This is a genomic window from Thauera sedimentorum (genome assembly GCF_014489115.1).
GTDB classification, from domain to species: Bacteria; Pseudomonadota; Gammaproteobacteria; order Burkholderiales; family Rhodocyclaceae; genus Pseudothauera; species Pseudothauera sedimentorum.
Map to the genome: position 1 here is coordinate 597845 of NZ_JACTAH010000002.1, position 19126 is coordinate 616970.

At 68.7% G+C, this 19126-nt stretch carries 16 protein-coding genes; 8 read left to right on the forward strand and 8 right to left on the reverse strand.

Annotated elements, in window-relative coordinates; genetic code table 11:
• Positions 1 to 4 precede the first annotated feature (4 nt).
• Positions 5 to 1312, reverse strand: a complete 1308-nt coding sequence (gene gshA, locus IAI53_RS12620) for a glutamate--cysteine ligase (RefSeq protein ID WP_187718540.1) — start codon at positions 1310 to 1312, stop codon at positions 5 to 7.
• A gap of 88 nt (positions 1313 to 1400) precedes the next feature.
• Entirely contained in the window at positions 1401 to 2645 is a 1245-nt protein-coding gene (locus IAI53_RS12625) for an Eco57I restriction-modification methylase domain-containing protein (RefSeq protein ID WP_187718541.1), read from the reverse strand.
• Between the two features lie 79 nt (positions 2646 to 2724).
• Here IAI53_RS12625 and IAI53_RS12630 point away from each other — a divergent pair, with 79 nt between their 5' ends.
• The 3 genes from IAI53_RS12630 (at position 2725) to trmA (ending at position 5950) form a co-directional block, all read left to right on the forward strand.
• Entirely contained in the window at positions 2725 to 3153 is a 429-nt protein-coding gene (locus tag IAI53_RS12630) for an acyl-CoA thioesterase (protein WP_187718542.1), read from the forward strand.
• A gap of 47 nt (positions 3154 to 3200) precedes the next feature.
• Positions 3201 to 4586, forward strand: coding sequence for a prephenate-dependent tRNA uridine(34) hydroxylase TrhP (gene trhP / locus IAI53_RS12635; protein ID WP_187718543.1), 1386 nt, complete (start codon positions 3201 to 3203; stop codon positions 4584 to 4586).
• A gap of 266 nt (positions 4587 to 4852) precedes the next feature.
• Positions 4853 to 5950: a tRNA (uridine(54)-C5)-methyltransferase TrmA gene (gene trmA / locus IAI53_RS12640; RefSeq protein ID WP_187718544.1), complete on the forward strand. Its 1098-nt coding sequence runs from the start codon at positions 4853 to 4855 to the stop codon at positions 5948 to 5950.
• Between the two features lies 1 nt (position 5951).
• On the opposite strand, the gene IAI53_RS12645 is transcribed toward trmA, so the two are convergent.
• Positions 5952 to 7685 (reverse strand): sensor domain-containing protein, encoded by a 1734-nt coding sequence (locus tag IAI53_RS12645; RefSeq protein ID WP_187718545.1) that lies wholly within the window; start codon positions 7683 to 7685, stop codon positions 5952 to 5954.
• 211 nt (positions 7686 to 7896) lie between these two features.
• On the opposite strand from IAI53_RS12645, the gene IAI53_RS12650 reads away from it, so the two are divergent.
• The 3 genes from IAI53_RS12650 (at position 7897) to IAI53_RS12660 (ending at position 11564) form a co-directional block, all read left to right on the forward strand.
• Positions 7897 to 9273, forward strand: coding sequence for a diguanylate cyclase (locus tag IAI53_RS12650; RefSeq protein WP_225433310.1), 1377 nt, complete (start codon positions 7897 to 7899; stop codon positions 9271 to 9273).
• Positions 9266 to 9763 (forward strand): GNAT family N-acetyltransferase, encoded by a 498-nt coding sequence (locus IAI53_RS12655; RefSeq protein ID WP_187718547.1) that lies wholly within the window; start codon positions 9266 to 9268, stop codon positions 9761 to 9763. Before IAI53_RS12650 ends, IAI53_RS12655 begins: the two co-directional genes overlap by 8 nt.
• 175 nt (positions 9764 to 9938) lie before the next feature.
• Entirely contained in the window at positions 9939 to 11564 is a 1626-nt protein-coding gene (locus IAI53_RS12660; RefSeq protein ID WP_187718548.1) for an ABC-F family ATPase, read from the forward strand.
• A 105-nt stretch (positions 11565 to 11669) separates the two neighbouring features.
• Here IAI53_RS12660 and IAI53_RS12665 read toward each other — a convergent pair whose 3' ends face one another.
• The 3 genes from IAI53_RS12665 to IAI53_RS12675 form a co-directional block, all read right to left on the reverse strand.
• Positions 11670 to 12428: a 3'-5' exonuclease gene (locus IAI53_RS12665; RefSeq protein WP_187718549.1), complete on the reverse strand. Its 759-nt coding sequence runs from the start codon at positions 12426 to 12428 to the stop codon at positions 11670 to 11672.
• Positions 12429 to 12438: 10 nt separating this feature from the next.
• Positions 12439 to 14325 carry a DUF294 nucleotidyltransferase-like domain-containing protein gene (locus IAI53_RS12670; RefSeq protein WP_187718550.1) on the reverse strand — a complete coding sequence of 629 codons (1887 nt, stop codon included), beginning with the start codon at positions 14323 to 14325 and terminating at the stop codon, positions 12439 to 12441.
• Between the two features lie 82 nt (positions 14326 to 14407).
• Complete coding sequence (locus IAI53_RS12675; protein ID WP_225433311.1) at positions 14408 to 16018, reverse strand: BCCT family transporter; 1611 nt, start codon at positions 16016 to 16018, stop codon at positions 14408 to 14410.
• A gap of 311 nt (positions 16019 to 16329) precedes the next feature.
• Here IAI53_RS12675 and IAI53_RS12680 point away from each other — a divergent pair, with 311 nt between their 5' ends.
• On the forward strand, positions 16330 to 16860 hold the full coding sequence (locus IAI53_RS12680; RefSeq protein ID WP_187718552.1) for a hypothetical protein: 531 nt from the start codon (positions 16330 to 16332) through the stop codon (positions 16858 to 16860).
• A gap of 10 nt (positions 16861 to 16870) precedes the next feature.
• Here IAI53_RS12680 and IAI53_RS12685 read toward each other — a convergent pair whose 3' ends face one another.
• Together IAI53_RS12685 and IAI53_RS12690 are read right to left on the reverse strand one after the other, a co-directional pair.
• Positions 16871 to 17512, reverse strand: a complete 642-nt coding sequence (locus IAI53_RS12685) for a DUF47 domain-containing protein (protein WP_187718553.1) — start codon at positions 17510 to 17512, stop codon at positions 16871 to 16873.
• 11 nt (positions 17513 to 17523) lie between these two features.
• Positions 17524 to 18561 carry an inorganic phosphate transporter gene (locus IAI53_RS12690; protein WP_225433312.1) on the reverse strand — a complete coding sequence of 346 codons (1038 nt, stop codon included), beginning with the start codon at positions 18559 to 18561 and terminating at the stop codon, positions 17524 to 17526.
• Between the two features lie 176 nt (positions 18562 to 18737).
• On the opposite strand from IAI53_RS12690, the gene IAI53_RS12695 reads away from it, so the two are divergent.
• Complete coding sequence (locus IAI53_RS12695) at positions 18738 to 19121, forward strand: PTS sugar transporter subunit IIA (protein ID WP_187718555.1); 384 nt, start codon at positions 18738 to 18740, stop codon at positions 19119 to 19121.
• Positions 19122 to 19126: the final 5 nt, after the last annotated feature.

A 19126-nucleotide genomic window follows, 5' to 3' on the forward strand; every position in this document is an offset into this window, starting at 1 on the left:
GGCCTCAACCCAGCGCCGCCAGTTCGACGATATCGGCGGCCGGCGCGGTCTCCTCGATCTCCACCGAGGCGGCGAGCAGCGCCAGGCGCGCCACCACGCCGTAGGCGTAGAAGCGGTTGGGCGGCGCATCCGGGCCCTGGGCGGTATCGGGCAGCGTGCAGCAGGTCTCGAAGGCCAGCGGCTTGAAGTGCATGCCCGGGGCGTTGAGGTTCTCGTCGCGCCCGCGCTCGGTGTGCACCCGGTAGAAACCGCCCACCACGTAGTGGTCCATCATGTAGACGACCGGCTCGGCGACCGCGCCTTCCACGGTCTCGAAGGTGTGCACGCCTTCCTGGATGATCACTTCGTGCACCTCCAGGCCTTCCTTGACCACCGCCATCTTGTTGCGCTGGCGGCGGTTGAGGCCGACCACCTCGGAGGCGTCCTTGACCGTCATCACGCCCATGCCGTAGGTGCCGGCATCGGCCTTGACCACCACGAAAGGTTCGTCGGTGACGCCGTATTCCTTGTACTTGTCGCGGATGCGGGTGAGCAGCGCATCCACCTGCGCAGCTAGGCATTCCTCGCCGGTGCGCTCCTGGAAGTTGATCTGCCCGCACACACCGAACTCGGGGTTGATGCGCCAGGGGTCGATGCCGATGGCGGTGGCGAACTCGCGCGCCACGCGGTCATAGCACTCGGCGTGCTTCGACTTGCGGCGCGCATGCCAGCCGGCGTGCAGCGGCGGGATCAGCCACTGGTCTTCCAGGCCCTGCAGCACCGCCGGCACGCCGCCGGACAGGTCGTTGTTGAGCAGTACCGCGCAGGGGTCGAAACCGTCCAGGCCTAGGCGCCCGCCCTTGCGCTGCAGGGGCTCCAGGGTGAGCGTGGCGCCGTTGGCCAGTTCCAGCACGGTGGGCTCGGCGATGTCCGGCAGCAGCGAGCCGATGCGCACGTTGAGCCCGGTCAGCCGCAGGATGGACACCAGCTTGGCGACGTTCTGCAGGTAGAACTGGTTGCGGGTGTGGTTTTCGGGGATCAGCAGCAGGCTGCGCGCGTCCGGGCAGATGCGCTCGATGGCCGACTGCGCCGCCTGCACGCACAGCGGCATGAAGGCGTCGTTGAGATTGTTGAAGCCGCCGGGGAAGAGGTTGAGGTCCACCGGCGCGAGCTTGAAGCCGCTGTTGCGCAGGTCGGTGGAGCCGTAGAAGGGCGGCAGGTGGTCCTGCCACTGCACGCGCATCCACTGCTCGATGTCGGTGGCCTTGTCGAGGAAGGTCTTTTCCAGCTCCAGGAGGGGGCCGGTCAGTGCGGTGGTGAGATGGGGAACCATGGAGGCTGCTCTCGGGAAGGACGCCGCGGGCGGGTGCACTGCGACAATTGTTTTCGGCGAATGTTACACCAAGGCCCCGCGGCCACTTTCACCCCTTTTCGGGCAGGAAGCGGCGGAACTCCTCGGGCAGCGGCGCATTCGCCAGGCTGCGCTGGGTGAACAGGAAGCGGCCGTCGCACACAAAGCCGAGATCGGCCCAGTCCACCGCGTTGAGCGCGTCGCGGAAGGCGGCCAGGTCGATGTCGGCGCGATGCGGGAAGACCGCCAGCACGGCGCCGTCGTAGTGTGGACAGTCATGCACGAAGAACGGTGCCGGACGCCGCGTCTTGCCGTTCACATAGACCCGCGGGCGGGCGCTCTGATGATAGCCGCGCCCCCAGTGCCACCAGTTGCGCTCGTCGAATCTCTGCACCTTGCGCGCGATCAGGCGTGCCTTGTGCGGCAGCAGGACCGGCGGCGGCGGATCGTCCGGCGCCACCCAGATCATCCGCCGGGTCTCGCCGCTGGCCACGGTGGCCGAGCAGACGAAGTCGCGGTTGCCGTGCACCGGGTCGGCATACAGGTCGTCCGCGCCGGACACCGCCCCCACCTTGACCATGGCCACGTCGCCCAGGTGCAAGGGGTAGTCGCCGCGGGCGAACATCAGGTGGCCGCCGGCCTCGACGAAGTGGCGCTCCTGCCAGGGTGGCGCGGCCAGCAGGGCCGCCAGGTCGTCACCGACACCCAGTTCGGCCACCTGCATCGAGCGCTCGACGCGGCCCTTCTCGAAGCGCCAGATCAGGCAGTTGGGGATGGCACCGTCGAACACCCGCGCGTCGCCCAGCTCGATGGCGTGGGTGATGCTGCCCGCTTCGTACAGCAGCCGGTTCAGGCGCACCGCGGAGGTGGCCTTGAGGAAGTCGCGCGGGGTGATGAAGATCAGCTCGCCGCCCGGGGCGAGGTGGCGCAGACACTTCTCGATGAAGAACAGGTAGAGATTGGAGCGTCCGTCGAAATGCGCCGAGGCGAGCCGCCGGCGGGTCTGCGGCAGGATGTCCTGGAAACGCACATAGGGCGGGTTGCCGATGATGGTGTCGAACTTCTCGCTGTCCGGGTAGGCGAAGAAGTCCATGTTGAGCGCACCCGGCGGGCAATGCGCGGCGTCCATCTCGATGCCCACCGCGCCCGGCAGCCGGCGCAGGAAGGCACCGTCGCCGCAGGACGGCTCCAGCACCCGGCCGGCGCGCCGGCGCAGCGCGAGCATGGCGCGCACCACCGCGTCCGGGGTGAACACCTGGCCGAAGGTGGCGACATCCTTCGGGCCGAGGCCGGGCGGTGCGGAGGGTACGGTCATCGGCGGACGGGATTGGACAAGCAGGCGCAGGAGCGCGGAAGATATGCCCCTTTCCCCCACCACACAAGCCCGCCCCCTCATGGCCCGCATCCACATCGACCTGCCCGAGCACTTCGCCTTCGCCACCGAGATCCAGCTCTACCTGAGCCACATGAACTACGGCGGCCACCTCGACAACGCCCTGCTGCTCACCGTGGTCTCGGAAGCCCGGGTGCGCTGGCTCAAGTCCATGGGCTACGGCGAGCTGGACGTCGAGGGCCTGGGCATCATCGTTGCGGACGCCGCGCTGCAGTACAAGTCGGAAGCCTTCCACGGCGAAACCATGCGGGTGGAGATGGCCGCGCGCGAGTTCGGCAAGTACGGCTGCGACCTGGTGTGGCGCATGAGCGAGCGCGACAGCGGCCGCGAGGTGGCGCGCGGCAAGACCGGCATCGTGTTCTTCGACTACGGTGCGCGCAAGGTGGCCGGCGTGCCGGACGGCTTCCGCAGGCGCTTCCCGGAAGCCTGAAGCCGTGGGCGCGGTAGAATCGCGCCCCCTGCCCCCGCCCTTCCCCCATGAAACGCCCGGAACTACTCGCCCCCGCCGGCTCGCTGGCCATGATGCGCACCGCCTTCGCCTTTGGCGCGGACGCGGTGTATGCCGGCCAGCCGCGCTACTCGCTGCGCGTGCGCAACAACGACTTCGGGCGGCTGGACACCCTGGCCGCCGGTATCCGCGAGGCCCACGCCGCGGGCAAGGCCTTCTACCTGGTCAGCAACATCGTCCCGCACAACGCCAAGCTGCGCACCTACCTGCAGGACATGGAAGAGGTGGTGGCGCTGGCGCCCGACGCGCTGATCATGGCCGACCCCGGGCTGATCATGATGGTGCGCGAGCGCTGGCCCGAGCTGCCGGTGCATCTGTCGGTGCAGGCCAACACCACCAACTGGGCATCGGTGCGCTTCTGGCAGTCGGTGGGGGTGAAACGCATCATCCTGTCGCGCGAACTGTCGCTCGACGAGGTGGCCGAAATCCGCGACGCCTGCCCGGACATGGAGCTTGAGGTCTTCGTGCACGGCGCGCTGTGCATCGCCTATTCCGGACGCTGCCTGCTCTCCGGCTACTTCAACCACCGCGACCCCAACCAGGGCAGCTGCACCAATTCCTGCCGCTGGGACTACAAGCTGCATGAAGCGGATGAGAACGCCGCCGGCGACGTGCACGCCTGCGGCGGCGCGCCGCTCGGCAATCCCACCGACTTCGGCACCGTCGGCACCGCCACCCGCAGCGGCGCGGCGCTGGGCGGCGGGCCGCGCCACCTGGGCGGCAGCAAGGTATGGCTGCTGGAAGAAGGCAGCCGGCCGGGCGAGCTGATGCCGGCCGAAGAGGACGAACACGGCACCTACATCCTCAACTCGCGCGACCTGCGCGCCATCGAGCACGTCCAGCGGCTGGTGGAGATCGGCGTCGATTCACTGAAGATCGAAGGCCGCACCAAGAGTCCCTACTACGTGGCGCGCACCGCCCAGGCCTACCGCCGCGCGATCGACGACGCGCTCGCCGGCCGCGCCTTCGATCCCACGCTGCTCGGCGAACTCGAAGGCCTGGCCAACCGTGGCTACACCGACGGCTTCTACCAGCGCCACCACACCCCGGACCACCAGAACTACCTGCGCGGCCATTCGGAGTCCGGGCGCAGCCTGTATGTGGGCGACCTGGCGGGCTTCGACGCGGCACGCGGACGCATCGAGATCGAGGCCAGGAACGCCTTCGGCCGTGGCGACCGGCTGGAATTCGTACAGCCCGGCGGCAATGTCGAAACCGTGGTCGACCGTCTCGAGGACGCCAACGGCAACCCCATCGAACGCCTGCCCGGCAGCGGCCACCGCGCCTGGCTGGCCCTGCCCGCCGGCGTCGACCCGGCCGCGCCCTGCTTCATCGCCCGTTTTCTGGCACCCTAATGCGACACTGGTAAAGCCCGTATTTGCAGGTTCCTTCCCCTTCAAGGGGAAGGACAGGATGGGGATGGGTTTTCTGCAGATGCTTCAGAGCTCACCCCATCCCGGCCCGGAAGTGCTGGCCCTGCATGGCCAGCCCGTTCGTTCGGCGCGGAGCCCTGCTCCGCGAAACCCCGCTCTCACCCCCTTGAAGGGGAGGGCGCTTCGTTGTTCCACTTTAGGTGCTCCGCCGCGTAACCCGCTTCGGTGGAAGCCGCCGTCCATCACCCATGCCCCTGCCCATCTTCGACCCCGCCCACTACGACGCCCAGCTCGCCGACAAGCTCGCCCGCTTCAAGGCCGACTTCGCCCCGCTCGGCTTGCCCGAGCCGGAAGTGTTCAGCTCCCCGCCGCTCCACTACCGCATGCGCGCCGAGTTCCGCCTGTGGCACCACGGCGGACGAGTCGACTACGCGATGTTCGACGCCGACAACCCCAAGCAGCCCATCCTGCTCGACGACTTCCCGCCGGCCGCCGAGCCGATCGCGCGCGCCATGCCGCGCCTGCGCGAGGCGCTGATCGCCAGCGAGGAACTCAAACGGCGCATCTTCCAGGTCGAGTTCCTCGCCACGCTCTCCGGCGAGCTGATGGTGAGCCTGGTCTACCACCGCAAGCTGGGCCCGGAATGGGAAACCGCCGCGCGCGAACTGGCCGCCGCACTGGGCGCGCAGATCATCGGCCGCAGCCGCGGGCAGAAGATCGTGCTGGAGCGCGACTGGCTGCTGGAAGAATTCGAACTCGACGGCCGCCGGCTGCGCTACCAGCAGGTCGAAGGCAGCTTCACCCAGCCCAATGGCGAAGTGAACCGCAAGATGCTGGGCTGGGCGCGCGCTCAGGCCGCAGATGCGGGCGGCGACCTGCTGGAGCTCTACTGCGGCAACGGCAACTTCACCATCGCGCTGGCGCCGCTGTTCGGGCGGGTGCTGGCCACCGAGCTGTCGAAATCCTCTGTGCGCGCGGCGCTCTACAACATCGAGGCCAACGGTGCCGACAACATCACCATGGTGCGCATGGCCAGCGAGGAACTGTCCGACGCCATGGCCGGCGGGCGCGAGTACCGTCGCATGGCGGGCGTGGACCTGGCCGGCTACCGCTTCTCCACGCTGTTCGTGGACCCGCCGCGCAGCGGCCTGGACCCGGCCACCGTGGCGCTCGCCGCCGGCTTCGAGCGCATCCTCTACATCTCCTGCAACCCGCTCACGCTGCGCGACAACGCGCAAGCGCTTGCCGCCACCCACCGCATCGCCGCCGCCGCGGTGTTCGACCAGTTCCCCTACACCCACCACCTGGAGTGCGGGCTGCTGCTCACGCGCCGCGCCGCGGCCTGACTCAGGCCGCCTCCCAGCGGTTGCGGCCGCGCTGCTTGGCGCGGTACATGGCCTGGTCGGCCTGGCGCAACAGCTCATCCACGCCGATCTGGTCGCCGTGGCCGAAGAACACCACGCCGATGCTGCAGGAGATCTGCATCACCTGCAGGCCGAGTTCGACCGGATCGGCGCACACCGCGAGCAGACGCTCGACCAGCGGCGCGGCATCGGCACGCTGCGCCAGGTCGGTGAGCAGCACGACGAACTCGTCGCCGCCGATGCGCGCCACGGTATCGCCTTCGCGCACACAGCCGACCATGCGGCTGGCGACGGTCTTGAGCAGCAGGTCGCCGGCCTCGTGCCCGTAGCTGTCGTTGATCGTCTTGAAACCGTCCAGGTCGACATAGGCCACCGCCAGCAGGTCGTCGCGCCGATGCGCCTGCGCCATGGCGTGGTGCAGGCGGTCGGCGAGCAGGCTGCGGGTCGGCAGTCCGGTCAGCGGGTCGTGGTGGGCCAGGTGCTGCAGGCGCAGTTCGGCCGTCTTGCGCGCGGTGATGTCGAGATGGGTGCCGGCCATCCACTCCGGCCGGCCGTCGGCAGTGCGGCTCACCACCCGGCCGCGGTCCAGCACCCAGATCCAGTGGCCGTCGCGGTGATGCATGCGCGCTTCGCATTCGTAGGTGTCGGCAGCGCCGCTGAAGTGCTCCGCCAGCCGCTCGGCGGACGCGGCCAGGTCGTCCGGATGAGCGAAGCGCTGCCAGGTATGGATGCCGACCGGGGCGAGTTCGGCCAGGCTGTAGCCGATCATCTCCGCCCAGCGCTCGTTGAAACGGGCCTCGCCGGTCTGCACGTTCCACTCCCAGGTGCCCACCCCGGTGCCCCACAGGATATTGCCCAGGCGCTGGCGGTCGGCCGCCTGCGCCAGGGCCAGCGCCTTGTGGTCGGTGACGTCGCGGATGTAGCCGTGCCACAGGATGCTGCCGTCCTCGAGCGCCTCCGGCGAGGCCTCGCCCTCCACCCAGATCAATGTGCCGTCGGGGCGGCGCACGCGGTACTCGTCGCGCCACACCGCAAGCCGCTCGGCCGACCTGCGGATGCTCTCGCCCACCCGCGCAAGATCGTCCTCGTGGATCACGCTGAACACCGCGCTGGCATCTTCGGCCACCGCTTCCGGCGCCACCCCGTAGATGGCGCGCATGCCCTCGCTGGCATAGGGGAAGGCCGAACGACCATCCGGCCACAGGCGGTACTGGTACACCACGCCGGGGACGTGGGCGGCGATCTTGTTCAGCCGCTCGTACAGCGCACGAGCCTCTTCCTGCGCGGTGCGCGCCTCGTGGATGTCGGTATGGGTGCCCACCATGCGCAGCGGGGCGCCGGCGGCGTCCCGGCCGACCACCTGGCCGCGCCCCTGCACCCAGCGCCAGCGGCCGCTGGCGTCGAGGTAGCGAAACTCGATCACGAAACGGCCGCCCGCCTCGATCTCCTGCTGGACGACCGGCTCGATGGCGCGCAGGTCGACGGGATGGACCAGCGCCTTCCACTGCTCGTAGGACAGGGCCTGCTCGCGCGGCGCATAGCCCAGCATGGCCCAGCAGGCATCGTCCCAGACCACCCGGTCGCCAGGAATGTCCCAGTCCCAGGTGCCGACGCCGGTGGCCTGCTGGATCAGGCGCAGGCGCTCCTCGTCCGCGCAGCCGGCTGTCCCGCGCGGGCGGGACTGAAGCTGGTCTTCCGGGAGGTTGGGCGTCAGCATGGCGGCACTCTCTCAAATCGGCGCAATGGATGCGCTTCTCGTCGCTGCGGGAAGGGCCGTCACCCGTTCCGCAGCCTGGCGAAGGCGCCTCGCCGGCCCACCGCCAGATCTGCATGATTATGTCTTGAGACATAGCATACCGCGGCGCCGCATTCCCCGTTTTGAGCGCCACTCGTGGCAAAATCGCCTTTTACTCCCGATGGATCTGCGCATGCATCACAACGGCACCCTGGAAGCGGACTGGCTCATCCTGTTCGACGGCGTCCCGGAGGCGACCCGCAGCGCGCTGCGCGAGGTCGTCCTCACCCACCGCGAGAGCATGGCGGTGGCCTTCTACGCGCGGATGATGAGCGACCTCGACGCACGCCCCTTCCTCACCCACGAGGCGGTGGAAACCCGCCTGCGGCAGTCCATGCAGCGCTGGCTGGAGACCCTGTTCTCCTGCACCGACCGCGACCAGTTCGCCGCCGCCATGGCCATGCAGCGCCATGTGGGCGAAGTGCATGCGCGCATCGAACTGCCGGTGAACATCGTTGCGCGCGGCGCCCGCGTGCTCAAGGGCGAGATCGCCCGCCGCCTGCTCGAAGCCGGGCTGGACGGCGAGGCGCTGATCGACGCCGTGCTGTATGCCGACAACCTGATCGACCTGGCCTTCGAGGAGATGAGCTCGGCCTACGTCGCCTCGCACGAGCGCGCCGCGCGCATCGACGAGGCCTACCGGGTGTTTTCCTACGGCCAGAACATGTCGCTGGAGCGCGAACGCCAGCGGTCCGCGCTGCTCGACTGGGAGAACCGCTTCCTGCAGGAGATGATGGCCGGCGCCGCGGGCGACGAGCTGCAGAGCCTGGCCGATTCCTCCTTCGGCCTGTGGCTGCACCACAAGGCCACCGCGATCTTCGAGGGTTCCTCCGAGCTGCCGACCATCCGCGAGGCCATCCGCACCGTGGACGACAACCTGATCCCGCTCTGCCAGGCCCAGCTCGGCGGGCCGGACCGCGAGGAGCTGCGCCGGCTCACCAAGGCGGTGCAGGCGGAACTGGGCCAGCTCAAGTTCCTCGTCGGCGCAATGTTCGAGCGCTTCGTCGACCTGGAATCCGGCAAGGACGCGCTCACCCAGCTGCTCAACCGCCGCTTCCTGCCCGCGATCCTGAGCCGCGAGGCGGACATCAGCCGCAGCCAGGGCAAGCCCTTCGCGCTGCTGCTGGTCGACGTGGACCACTTCAAGCACATCAACGACCGCCACGGTCACGAGGCCGGCGACCGCGTGCTGCAGCAGATGGCCAGCCTGCTGCTCAACACCGTGCGCTCGGGGGATTTCGTGTTCCGCTACGGCGGCGAGGAGTTCCTGGTGCTGCTGGTGGAGGTCGACCAACAACACGCCAAGCGGGTGGCGGAGAAGATCCGCAGCCGGGTCGAGAAAGAGCACTTCCTGCTTCCCAACGGCCAGCAACTGCAGGTCACCACCAGCATCGGCCTGGCCCTGCACGACGGCCACCCGGACTACCAGCGCCTGGTCAACCGCGCCGACGACGCCCTCTACCGGGCCAAGCACGACGGCCGCAACCGCTGCGTGGTGGCCGATGCCTGAGCGCCGCCCGCCACTGCAGGTCGTGCCCACCGAGCTGCGCGAGCCCGCCCACGCCGAGGCCTTCGTCGCCCTGCTCGACCACTACGCGCGCGACCCGATGGGCGGTGGCGAAGGCCTCGCCGACGAGGTCAAGCAGGCCCTGCCGGCGCGGCTCGCCGAACATCCGGGCTTTGTCTCCTTCCTCGCCTTCGCCGGGTACACGCCGGTCGGCCTGATCAACTGTTTTGAAGGTTTCTCCACCTTCGCCGCCCGGCCCTTGCTCAATGTGCACGACATCGCGGTGCACGCCGGCCACCGCGGCCAGGGCGTCGGCCAGGCCCTGCTGGCGGCGGCCGAGACGGCGGCGCGCGCGCGCGGCTGCTGCAAGCTCACGCTGGAAGTGCTGTCCAACAACCACCCCGCGCTGGCCGCCTACGCGCGCGCCGGCTTCGCCCCCTACCAGCTCGACCCCGCGGCCGGCCAGGCGCTGTTCCTGCAGAAGTGGTTGTAGGGCGCGTTCACAACCACCCGCCCGCAGGAGCGGCCTTGGCCGCGTTGCGGCGTTCCAGATAAGCACGGCCGCTCCTACACACCATAAGCCCTGCCGCAACGCACAATACCCGGCTGGCAAGCACGCCTTGCGCTACAATGCAAGGCTTTGTTTTATCTGGACATCAGGATCCGCCGTGCTCGTCGCCGCCAACATCACCATGCAGTTCGGGGCCAAGCCCCTGTTCGAGAACGTCTCCGTCAAGTTCGGCGAGGGCAACCGCTACGGCCTGATCGGCGCCAACGGGGCCGGCAAGTCGACCTTCATGAAGATCCTGTGCGGCATCCTGGAGCCCTCGGCCGGCAACGTCTCCAAGGACGTGAACGAGCGCATGGCCTACCTGCGCCAGGACCAGTTCGCGTATGAGGACCAGCGCGTGCTCGACGTGGTGATGATGGGCCATGAGGAACTGTGGACCGCCATCCAGGAACGCGACGCGATCTACGCCAACCCGGAAGCCAGCGAAGACGACTACATGCGCGCCGCCGAGCTGGAAGGCAAGGTCGGCGAGTACGACGGCTACACCGCGGAAGCCCGCGCCGGCGAGCTGCTGCTGGGCGTGGGCATCGGCACCGAGCTGCACAACGGGCCGATGAAGAACGTCGCCCCGGGCTGGAAGCTGCGCGTGCTGCTGTGCCAGGCGCTGTTCGCCAACCCGGACATCCTGCTGCTCGACGAACCGACCAACAACCTGGACATCAACACCATCCGCTGGCTGGAAGACGTGCTCAACGAGCGCAACTCCACCATGGTGATCATCTCCCACGACCGCCACTTCCTGAACCAGGTGTGCACCCACATGGCGGACCTGGACTACGGCACGATCACCGTGTACGCCGGCAACTACGACGACTACATGGAAGCGTCGACGATGGCGCGCGAGCGCCAGTCGGCCGCCAACGCCCGGGCCAAGGACAAGATCCAGGAACTGCAGGCCTTCGTGCGCCGCTTCTCGGCCAACAAGTCCAAGGCCAAGCAGGCCACCAGCCGCCTGAAGCTGATCGACAAGCTCAAGCCCGAGGACGTCAAGCCCTCCAGCCGCCAGTACCCGTGGATCCGCTTCGACTACGACGAGAAGGACAAGCTGCACCGCCTGGCCTGCGAGATCGACGGCCTCAGCTTCGCCTACGAGGGCATGGAGAAGCCGCTGATCAACAAGTTCAGCATGGCCATCGACGCCGGCGACAAGGTGGCGATCATCGGTGAGAACGGCGTCGGCAAGACCACGCTGATCAAGCTGCTGATGGGTGAGCTGACCCCGCAGAAGGGCCACGTCAAGTGGGCCGAGAAGGCCAAGCTGGGCTACTACGCGCAGGATCACTCGGCCGAGTTCGCCGGCACCGAGAGCCTGACCGACTGGATCGCGGAATACTCGCGCATCACCGCCGCGGCCACCGGCGAGGACAACGAGACCCTGCTGCGCGGCACCCTGGGCCGCCTGCTGTTCTCTGGCGACGAAGTGAAGAAGTCGGTCAACGTGATCTCCGGCGGCGAGCAGGGTCGCATGCTGTTCGGCAAGCTGATGCTGTCGCGCCCCAACGTGCTGCTGATGGACGAGCCGACCAACCACCTCGACATGGAATCCATCGAGTCGCTCAACAGCGGCCTGGAGAAGTTCGCCGGCACCCTGGTGTTCGTCTCCCACGACCGCGAGTTCGTGTCCTCGCTGGCCACCCGCATCGTCGAGATCAAGCTCGACGGCAGCATCATCGACTACCGCGGCACCTACGAGGAATACCTCTCCAGCCAAGGGCTGGCCTGAACCTTGTAGGAGCGGCCTTGGCCGCGATGCGATCCGCGGAAGAACGAACGCCGCATCGCGGCCAAGGCCGCTCCTACGGACAGCCGTGATGCCTTCTGTGCGGCGCTATCGCCACAACTCGGCGAGCGGCGTGTCCACCGTGTAGCGGTGGGCCACCTGGGCCTGCAGCAACTCAGCGGTAGCCAGCGCATCGCTCAGCGCGTGGTGCGGGCGGTAGCGCGGCAGGCCGTAGCGCGCCCGCGCGTCGGCCAGGCGGATCGACAGCTGCGGGCTGCGGTCGAAGAGCCGCGCCCACCAGCCCCGCTTGCGCTGTCGGTGCACCCGCGCTTCCAGTTCCATGGTGTCGATGGCGGCAAACGCCAGCGCCTCGCCGATGCGCTCGCGCAGCGCGGCGGCGAGGAAGCCGCGCTCGATCGCCCGGCAATGCACCACCACGATGCGGCCGGCGAGCGCGTCCAGCAGCTCGCCCAGCACCTCACCCAGATCCGGCGCCGCCGCCACCTGCGAGTGGGTGATGCCGTGCAGGGTCACCGATTCGGCATCGAGCACGCGGCGCGGGCGCACCACCCAGTGGCGAGAGGCGCTGGAGCGGATGCGCTCCAGGTCCATGGGCACCACGCCGACGCTGACGATCTCGTCGCGCCGCGGGTCCAGGCCGGTGGTTTCCACGTCCAGCGCCACCATCGGCACCTCGCCCAGCGGGGTGTCGCCGGCGGGCAGGCCGGCGGCGTAGAAGGCGCGCAGGCGCGCATCACGTGCGCTGGCGGCCAGTTCGGCGAAACGCGCCGGCCAGTCGGGCACGGCGTGGACATCGTCCTCGCCGGCCTCGCCCTGCACGTCCTTCAGCGGCCCCAGATGCAGCATCGCCGCGCCCTCAGTTCGCCCGTCCGGGCTGGTAGCGGTATTTGAGGAAGGACTGCGCGTTGGCGAGGATCTGGAAGGCGTCGCGCAGGCTCTTGCGCTCGAACTCCGAGAGGTTCTCCGGCTCGATGCTGTTGTCCGGCTCGCGCCCGGCGGCGAGGTCCTCGGCCTGGTGGCGGATGCGCACCATGGAGATGAATTCCAGCGCGTCGTGCAGGTCCTGGCCGCGACCGCGCGGCAGGATGTCGGCGTCGATGATGTCGCGCAGGCGCTCGAAGGAGTTGCGGGCGCGCGAGCCCACCGCCAGCGCATGCACCCGCACCAGGTCGGCCAGCGGCGCGGTGCCGCGGCGCTTCATGTTGATGGTGTTGGTGTGGCGGCCGTCGGATTCCATCACGAAATCCTTGAAGAAGCCCAGCGGCGGGGTGCGCAGCAGGGCGTTGCGCGCCATGCAGGCGAGGAAGCGCGGGCTGGCCTTGGCCTTGCGCGCGACCAGGCGGCGCAGCCCGTCGGCCCAGCCGGTCTCGCCCCACACGCCGTCGAGGTCGAAGAAGATGCCGCTGTCGAGCAGGCCCTGCGGCGTGGGGCGCTCGATCCAGTCGGTGAAATAGCCTTCCCAAACCCTGAGCGGCTGGCGCCACTTCGGGTTGGTGGCCATCACCCCGCCGGTGCAGTAGCTGTAGCCGCAGCGCGCCAGGCCGTCGCAGACGATGGTGGCGAGGGCCTTGAAGTAGTCGTCGTGGCGCGCCGGGTCGAAACTGTTGTCGAGGATCAGCGCGTTGTCCTGGTCGGTGACGATGAGCTGTTCCTGGCGCGCCATCGAGCCCAGCGCGAGGAAACAGTAGGGCACCGGCGGCGGGCCGAGTTCGGCTTCGGCCAGTTCCAGCAGGCGTTGCTTGAAGCTGCGCCCGATCACCGCCATGGCCGCGCCTATCATGCGCGAGTTGGCGTCCTCGCCCACCATGCGGGTGAAGCAGGCACGCACGTCGCCGGTGAGCGCGGCGAGGTCGTCCACACTGCTCTGGCGGAAGATGTTGCCCACCACGAACAGGCTGTTGCGCGACTCGTAGTGGATGATGTCGGACAGCGCGATCACCCCCAGCGGGCGGCCGTGCCTGAGCACCGGCAGGTGGTGCACGTTGTTGCGCAGCATGCGCAGCATGGCTTCGAACACCAGCTGGTTGTGCTCCACGGTGACCAGCCCGGCGGACATGATCTCGCTCACCGCAGTGTCGTAGGGCAGGCCTTCGGCGAGCAGGCGGGTGCGCAGGTCGCGGTCGGTGATGATGCCGACGATGCGCGGCACCGCGCCGTCGGGCTCACCCTCGTCGTCACCGGCGGTGATCAGCAGCGAGGACACACCCTCGGCCGTCATGTGGCGGGCGGCATCCGCCGCGCTGGCCTCACGGTCCAGCATCACCGCCGCGCGACTCACCAGGGTGTCGACCTTGGCGGTCATCAGCTGGTTGGCATCCTCGCGGCGCGACAACACCTGGCGCAGGCGCGAGCGGTCCTCGATCTCGACATAGTCGGCGAACTGCTCGTTGCTCTCGAACAGTTCGGTGAACACCGGCTCGGGGATCAGGTAGAGCAGGGTGTCCTCGATGGCCGCGGCCGGAAAGCGCACCCGCTTGTTGCGCAGCAGGCCGAATTCGCCGAAGTAGCCGCCCTCGGTGAGGCGGTTGTACAAGGTGCCGTTGCGCCGGTAGATCTCCACCGCGCCGCTGCGCACCACGAACCACGCCTCGGCCGCCTGGCCGAACTCGAGGATGCGACTGCCGGCCTTGAAGTAGCGCACATCCACCGCTGCGGCCACGCGCTGCAAGGTGTCCTCGGGCAGTTCGCCGAAGGGCGCGTGGGCGCGCAGGAAATCGAGGATCTCGAGCTGTTCGACCTGCATCGGGCCATCCATGGTCAAGAAGTACAAGGGGCGGGCCGCCCGGCACGAGCGCCCGCCCCCTGGATTGTGCCGGGCGCCTGCGTCAGACGGCGCGCGGCTCCGAGGCCAGGCCCTTGACCACCGCCACCGCCGACATCAGCAGCACGATGGTGAAGGGGAAGCCGGTGGACACCGCCATCGCCTGCAGTGCCACCAGGCCACCGCCGAGGATGAGCGCGATCGCCACCAGGCCTTCGAAGGTGCACCAGAACACGCGCTGCGGCAAGGGCGCATCGACCTTGCCGCCGGCGGAGATGACGTCGATCACCAGCGAACCGGAGTCCGAGGAGGTGACGAAGAACACCACCACCAGCACGATGGCCACGAAGGAAGTGATCTGCGACAGCGGCAGGACCTCGAGCATGGCAAAGAGCTGCAGCGGCAGATCGGCCTCCACCGCAGCCTTGTAGCCGTCCTTCACGAACTGGCTGATCGCCGTCTCGCCGAACACCGTCATCCACAGCACGCAGGCCAGCGAAGGCACGATCAGCACCGAGATGATGAACTCGCGCACCGTGCGCCCGCGCGACACCCGGGCGATGAACATGCCGACGAAGGGTGACCACGAGATCCACCAGGCCCAGTAGAAGGCGGTCCAGCCCTGGGCAAAGTTGGCGTCCTCGCGCCCGACCGGGTTGGCCAGCGCCGGCAGGTACTGCAGGTAGGCGCCCAGGTTATCGAAGAAACCGGTCAGGATCGCCAGGGTCGGGCCCACGGCGATGACGAACGCCAGCAGCAGCAGGGCCAGCACCATGTTGATCTCGGACAGGCGCTTGACCCCGGCGTCCAGGCCGGCCACCACCGACACCAGCGCGATCGCGGTGATGACGATGACCAGCACGATCTGCGTGGTGTCGCCCAGCGGCACGCCGAACAGGTGGTTGAGGCCGGAGCTGGCCTGCGAGGCGCCCAGCCCGAGCGAGGTGGCCAGGCCGAACAGGGTGGCGAACACCGCGAGGATGTCCACGACGTGCCCCGGCCAGCCCCACACGCGCTCGCCGAGCAGCGGATAGAACACCGAGCGGATGGTCAGCGGCAGGCCCTTGTTGAAGGAGAACAGCGCCAGGCCGAGGGCCAGCACCGCGTAGATCGCCCAGGGATGCAGCGCCCAGTGGTAGATGGTGGCCGCCATGGCCAGGCGGGTGGCGCCTTCCGCATCGCCCGCGGCGGCGCCCAGCGGCGCCCAGTCGGTACGCACGCCGTTCTCCATGGCGGTGCCGCCGAAGGCGCTGCCGAAGTGCGACAGCGGCTCGGACACGCCGAAGAACATCAGCCCGATGCCCATGCCGGCGGCGAACAGCATGGAGAACCAGCCGAGGTAGGAATAGTCCGGCTTGGCCTCGGTGCCGCCCAGGCGCACCCGCCCGAGCGGCGAGATCGCCAGACCCAGGCAGACCAGCACGAAGATGTTGCCGGCGCCGATGAAGAACCAGTCCAGATTGCCGGTCAGCCATCCGCGCAGGCCGCTGAACAGCGGCTCGACCTGGTTCTGGAACATCAGGGTGAGCGCCACGAAGGCGACCACCGCCAGGCCGGAAATGGCGAATACCCGGTTGTGGATGTCGAGCCCGAAGGGGCCGACGTTGACAACGATGTTGTCCTGACCGATCTGATAGTCGGTATCGATGGGATTGACCTCGCCATCGGGTCGCATGTAATCCCGTTCCTCTGCCATGGGAACCTCACTTGTCGTTTTCGGGAACGTGAAACGGGGGTCCGCGCACGTGTGGCGCACGGCCCCGCCTTTTTAAAATAAAGACTCGAGCACGACCTAACAAGGCCGGAAATCCGTGCCGGCATTCGGGAAGCGGCCCGCGGTAGAGCCGTTTCGCATATTCGGAAGACATGCGGGTAGCGTTGGGGTGGCACGGACGCCGACCGCAAGCGGCATTCGCGGCGGTCAAACGGCTGTAATGCAGGCGGTGCAGATTCACGCCTTCGTCATCCCGCAGGAAGCCGCCCGCCATGACGGCCCGCAGCCCCGCATTCGAAGCGTCCACGGTCCACCGCAAGACCGCCGCCGGCCGCGCGGAACTCGCCAGCCGCAACGCCGATCTGAGCCCGCGCCAGCGCCAGCTGCTGGTGCTGGTCGACGGCCGCCGCAGCGACGGCGAACTGGCGGCGCTCATCGGCCGGGAAACCCTGGCGGAACTGCTCGCCACGCTACGCGCCCTGGGTCTGGTGGTCAGCGCAGATCAGGCAAACGGCGCAAGTACGGAGCCTGTCCTCAACGCATCGGCGATGGCCGAGCCGGCGCCCGTGGCGCTGCCCGGCGAGCGTCTGGAAGCCATCCGCGCGCTGATGAAGGACAGCGCCCGCCGCCACCTCGGCCTGCTGGCACAGGAGGTTCATCTGGTGATCGAGCAGGCCAGTTGCGCGCATACGCTGCGGGCGGCCATCGCTCGCTGGCACCTGGCCTTGCGCGACTCGCGCAACGGGCACGCCGAGGCCGACGCCCTGCTCGGCTCGGTGCGCGCCCTGCTCGAAGGCGGCTGAGCCGCGCGCCTCAGGCGCTCTTCACCACGATGTCGTGCAGGGTGTTGGCGCAATGCGCCATGCGGTCGGCGGCGTTCGACAGGTGGCGGTAGATCTCGCGGCGCTTGAACATGTTGAGGTAGTCCTCGCCCTGGAACAGATCGGCCAGGGCGCGGCGGTAGAGCTTCTCCACCCGCCGCTCGGCCTTGCGCGCCAGGTCGGCGTCGCCCGCCGCGGCCGGCGGCGTGGCCTTGAGCCGCGCGAAACCGGCCGCCAGCGCCACCACCCCCTCGTGCAGGCAGCGTGCCATGTCGTGGGTATAGACGTCGGGGCCGACGCCGAGCACGTCCATCTCGTTCACCGTGCTCTTGCAGTAGTTCACCACCTCGTCCAGGTCCATGATCGCGCGGTAGATGTCCTCGCGGTCGAAGGGCGTGGAGAAGGCCTCGTTGAGCGTGTGGATGTTGCGCACCTTGAGGGTGTCGGCGGCGTGCTCGTCCTTCTTGATCTGCTTGGCGGTCGCCGGATCGGCAGTCTCCATGAAGCGCACCAGCAGGGTCACGGTGTGCACCACCTGGTCGGCCTGCTCGGTGAGCAGCTGGTGGAAGTCGGGCGCCTTGGGAAAGACCCGCGCGAGAATGCGATGGACGATGGATGGCGGTTTGTCGCTCATGGCGAAGGCTCTCAGTCGAACAGGGGACGCAGCAGCAGCAACAGGCCGGCGCCGGCTGCGGCCGACGCCGGGATGGTGATCGCCCAGGTGGCGACGATCTCGCCCGCCTTGGACCAGCGCACCCGGCGCGGATGCTCCGAGGCGCCGATGCCCATGATGGAGCTGGCCACCACGTGGCTGGTGGACACCGGCGCGCCGGCGAACGAGGCGGACAGGATGACCGCCGCCGAGGTGAGCTGGGAATCCAGTGCGTGCAGCGGACGCACCTTGTACACCGCGAATCCCAGCGTGCGCACGATGCGCCAGCCACCGGAGAGGATGCCCAGGGTCATCGCCGTGGCGCAGGCCAGCATCACCCACAGCGGCACTTCGAAGGCGGGGATGAAGCCGCCGAGCACCAGCACCAGGGTGAGGATGCCCATGCTCTTCTGCGCGTCGTTGGCGCCGTGCGAGAAGGCCAGCCCGGCGGTGGTGACGAACTGCGCGCCGCGCAGGCGGCGGTTCAGCGCCGGGCGCGCGGCGCGGAACAGCAGGCCGAGCAGGCGGTGGATGAGGTAGCCGACCGCAAAACCCAGCAGCGGCGAGAGCAGCAGCGCCAGCACCACCTTGGCCACCCCGGTGAGCGGCCCGCCTTCCAGCCAGGAGCCGAAGCCCCACACCACGTGCGCCGGGCCGGCGGCGGCGATCACCGCGCCGGCCAGCCCGCCCACCAGGGCGTGCGAGGACGACGAGGGGATGCCCCACCACCAGGTCAGCAGGTTCCAGCCGATCGCGCCCAACAGGCCGGCGAGCAGCACGCCCAGCGACACCTGCACCGGCAGCGCGGACAGGTCGACGAAGCCGCCTATGGTATTGGCCACCGCGGTACCGCCGAGCAGGGGGCCGAGGAACTCGAACACCGCCACCAGGGCCACGGCCTGCGCCGGCGACATCGCCCGCGAGGCGATCACCGTGGCCACCACGTTGGCGGCATCGTGAAAGCCGTTGGTGTAGTCGAAGAGCAACACGGTGAACACCGCGAGCACGGTGAGGGTCAGCAGAGCATCCAAGGGCGCGGGCGTCCTGGTTGGCAGGTGATAGCTCAGGATCATAAGGCGGCGGACGGGGTCGGCGCATGCCGCACTGCCACATGAGCGGCATCGGGCGCATCGGCTACAATCGCCCGATCGGCGCGCGGCCTGGGTCCGGCACGGCTGCGCCGGCAACACAACGGAATATTCTGTCCATGATCGGCATCTTCCTCGTCACCCACGGCAGCCTGGGCGAAGCGCTCATCCAGTGCGCCTGCCACGTGCTGAACAAGCGCCCGCCGCACATCGTGCAACTGGGCGTCTCGGCCCAGGACGATCCGCTGGACCTGCTGCCGACCGCGCGCCAGATGCTGGGCTGGGCGGATGCCGGCCACGGTGTGCTGCTGCTCACCGACATCTACGGCGCCACGCCGTCGAACATTGCCACCAAGCTGCTCGAACCGGGCCGGGTGGAAGGCATCGCCGGGGTCAACCTGCCGATGCTGCTGCGCGTGCTGACCTACCGCGAGAAAGACATGCCCACCCTCGTCCAGCGCGCCATCTCCGGCGGCTGCGACGGCGTCCTGCACATGAAGTGAGCCCA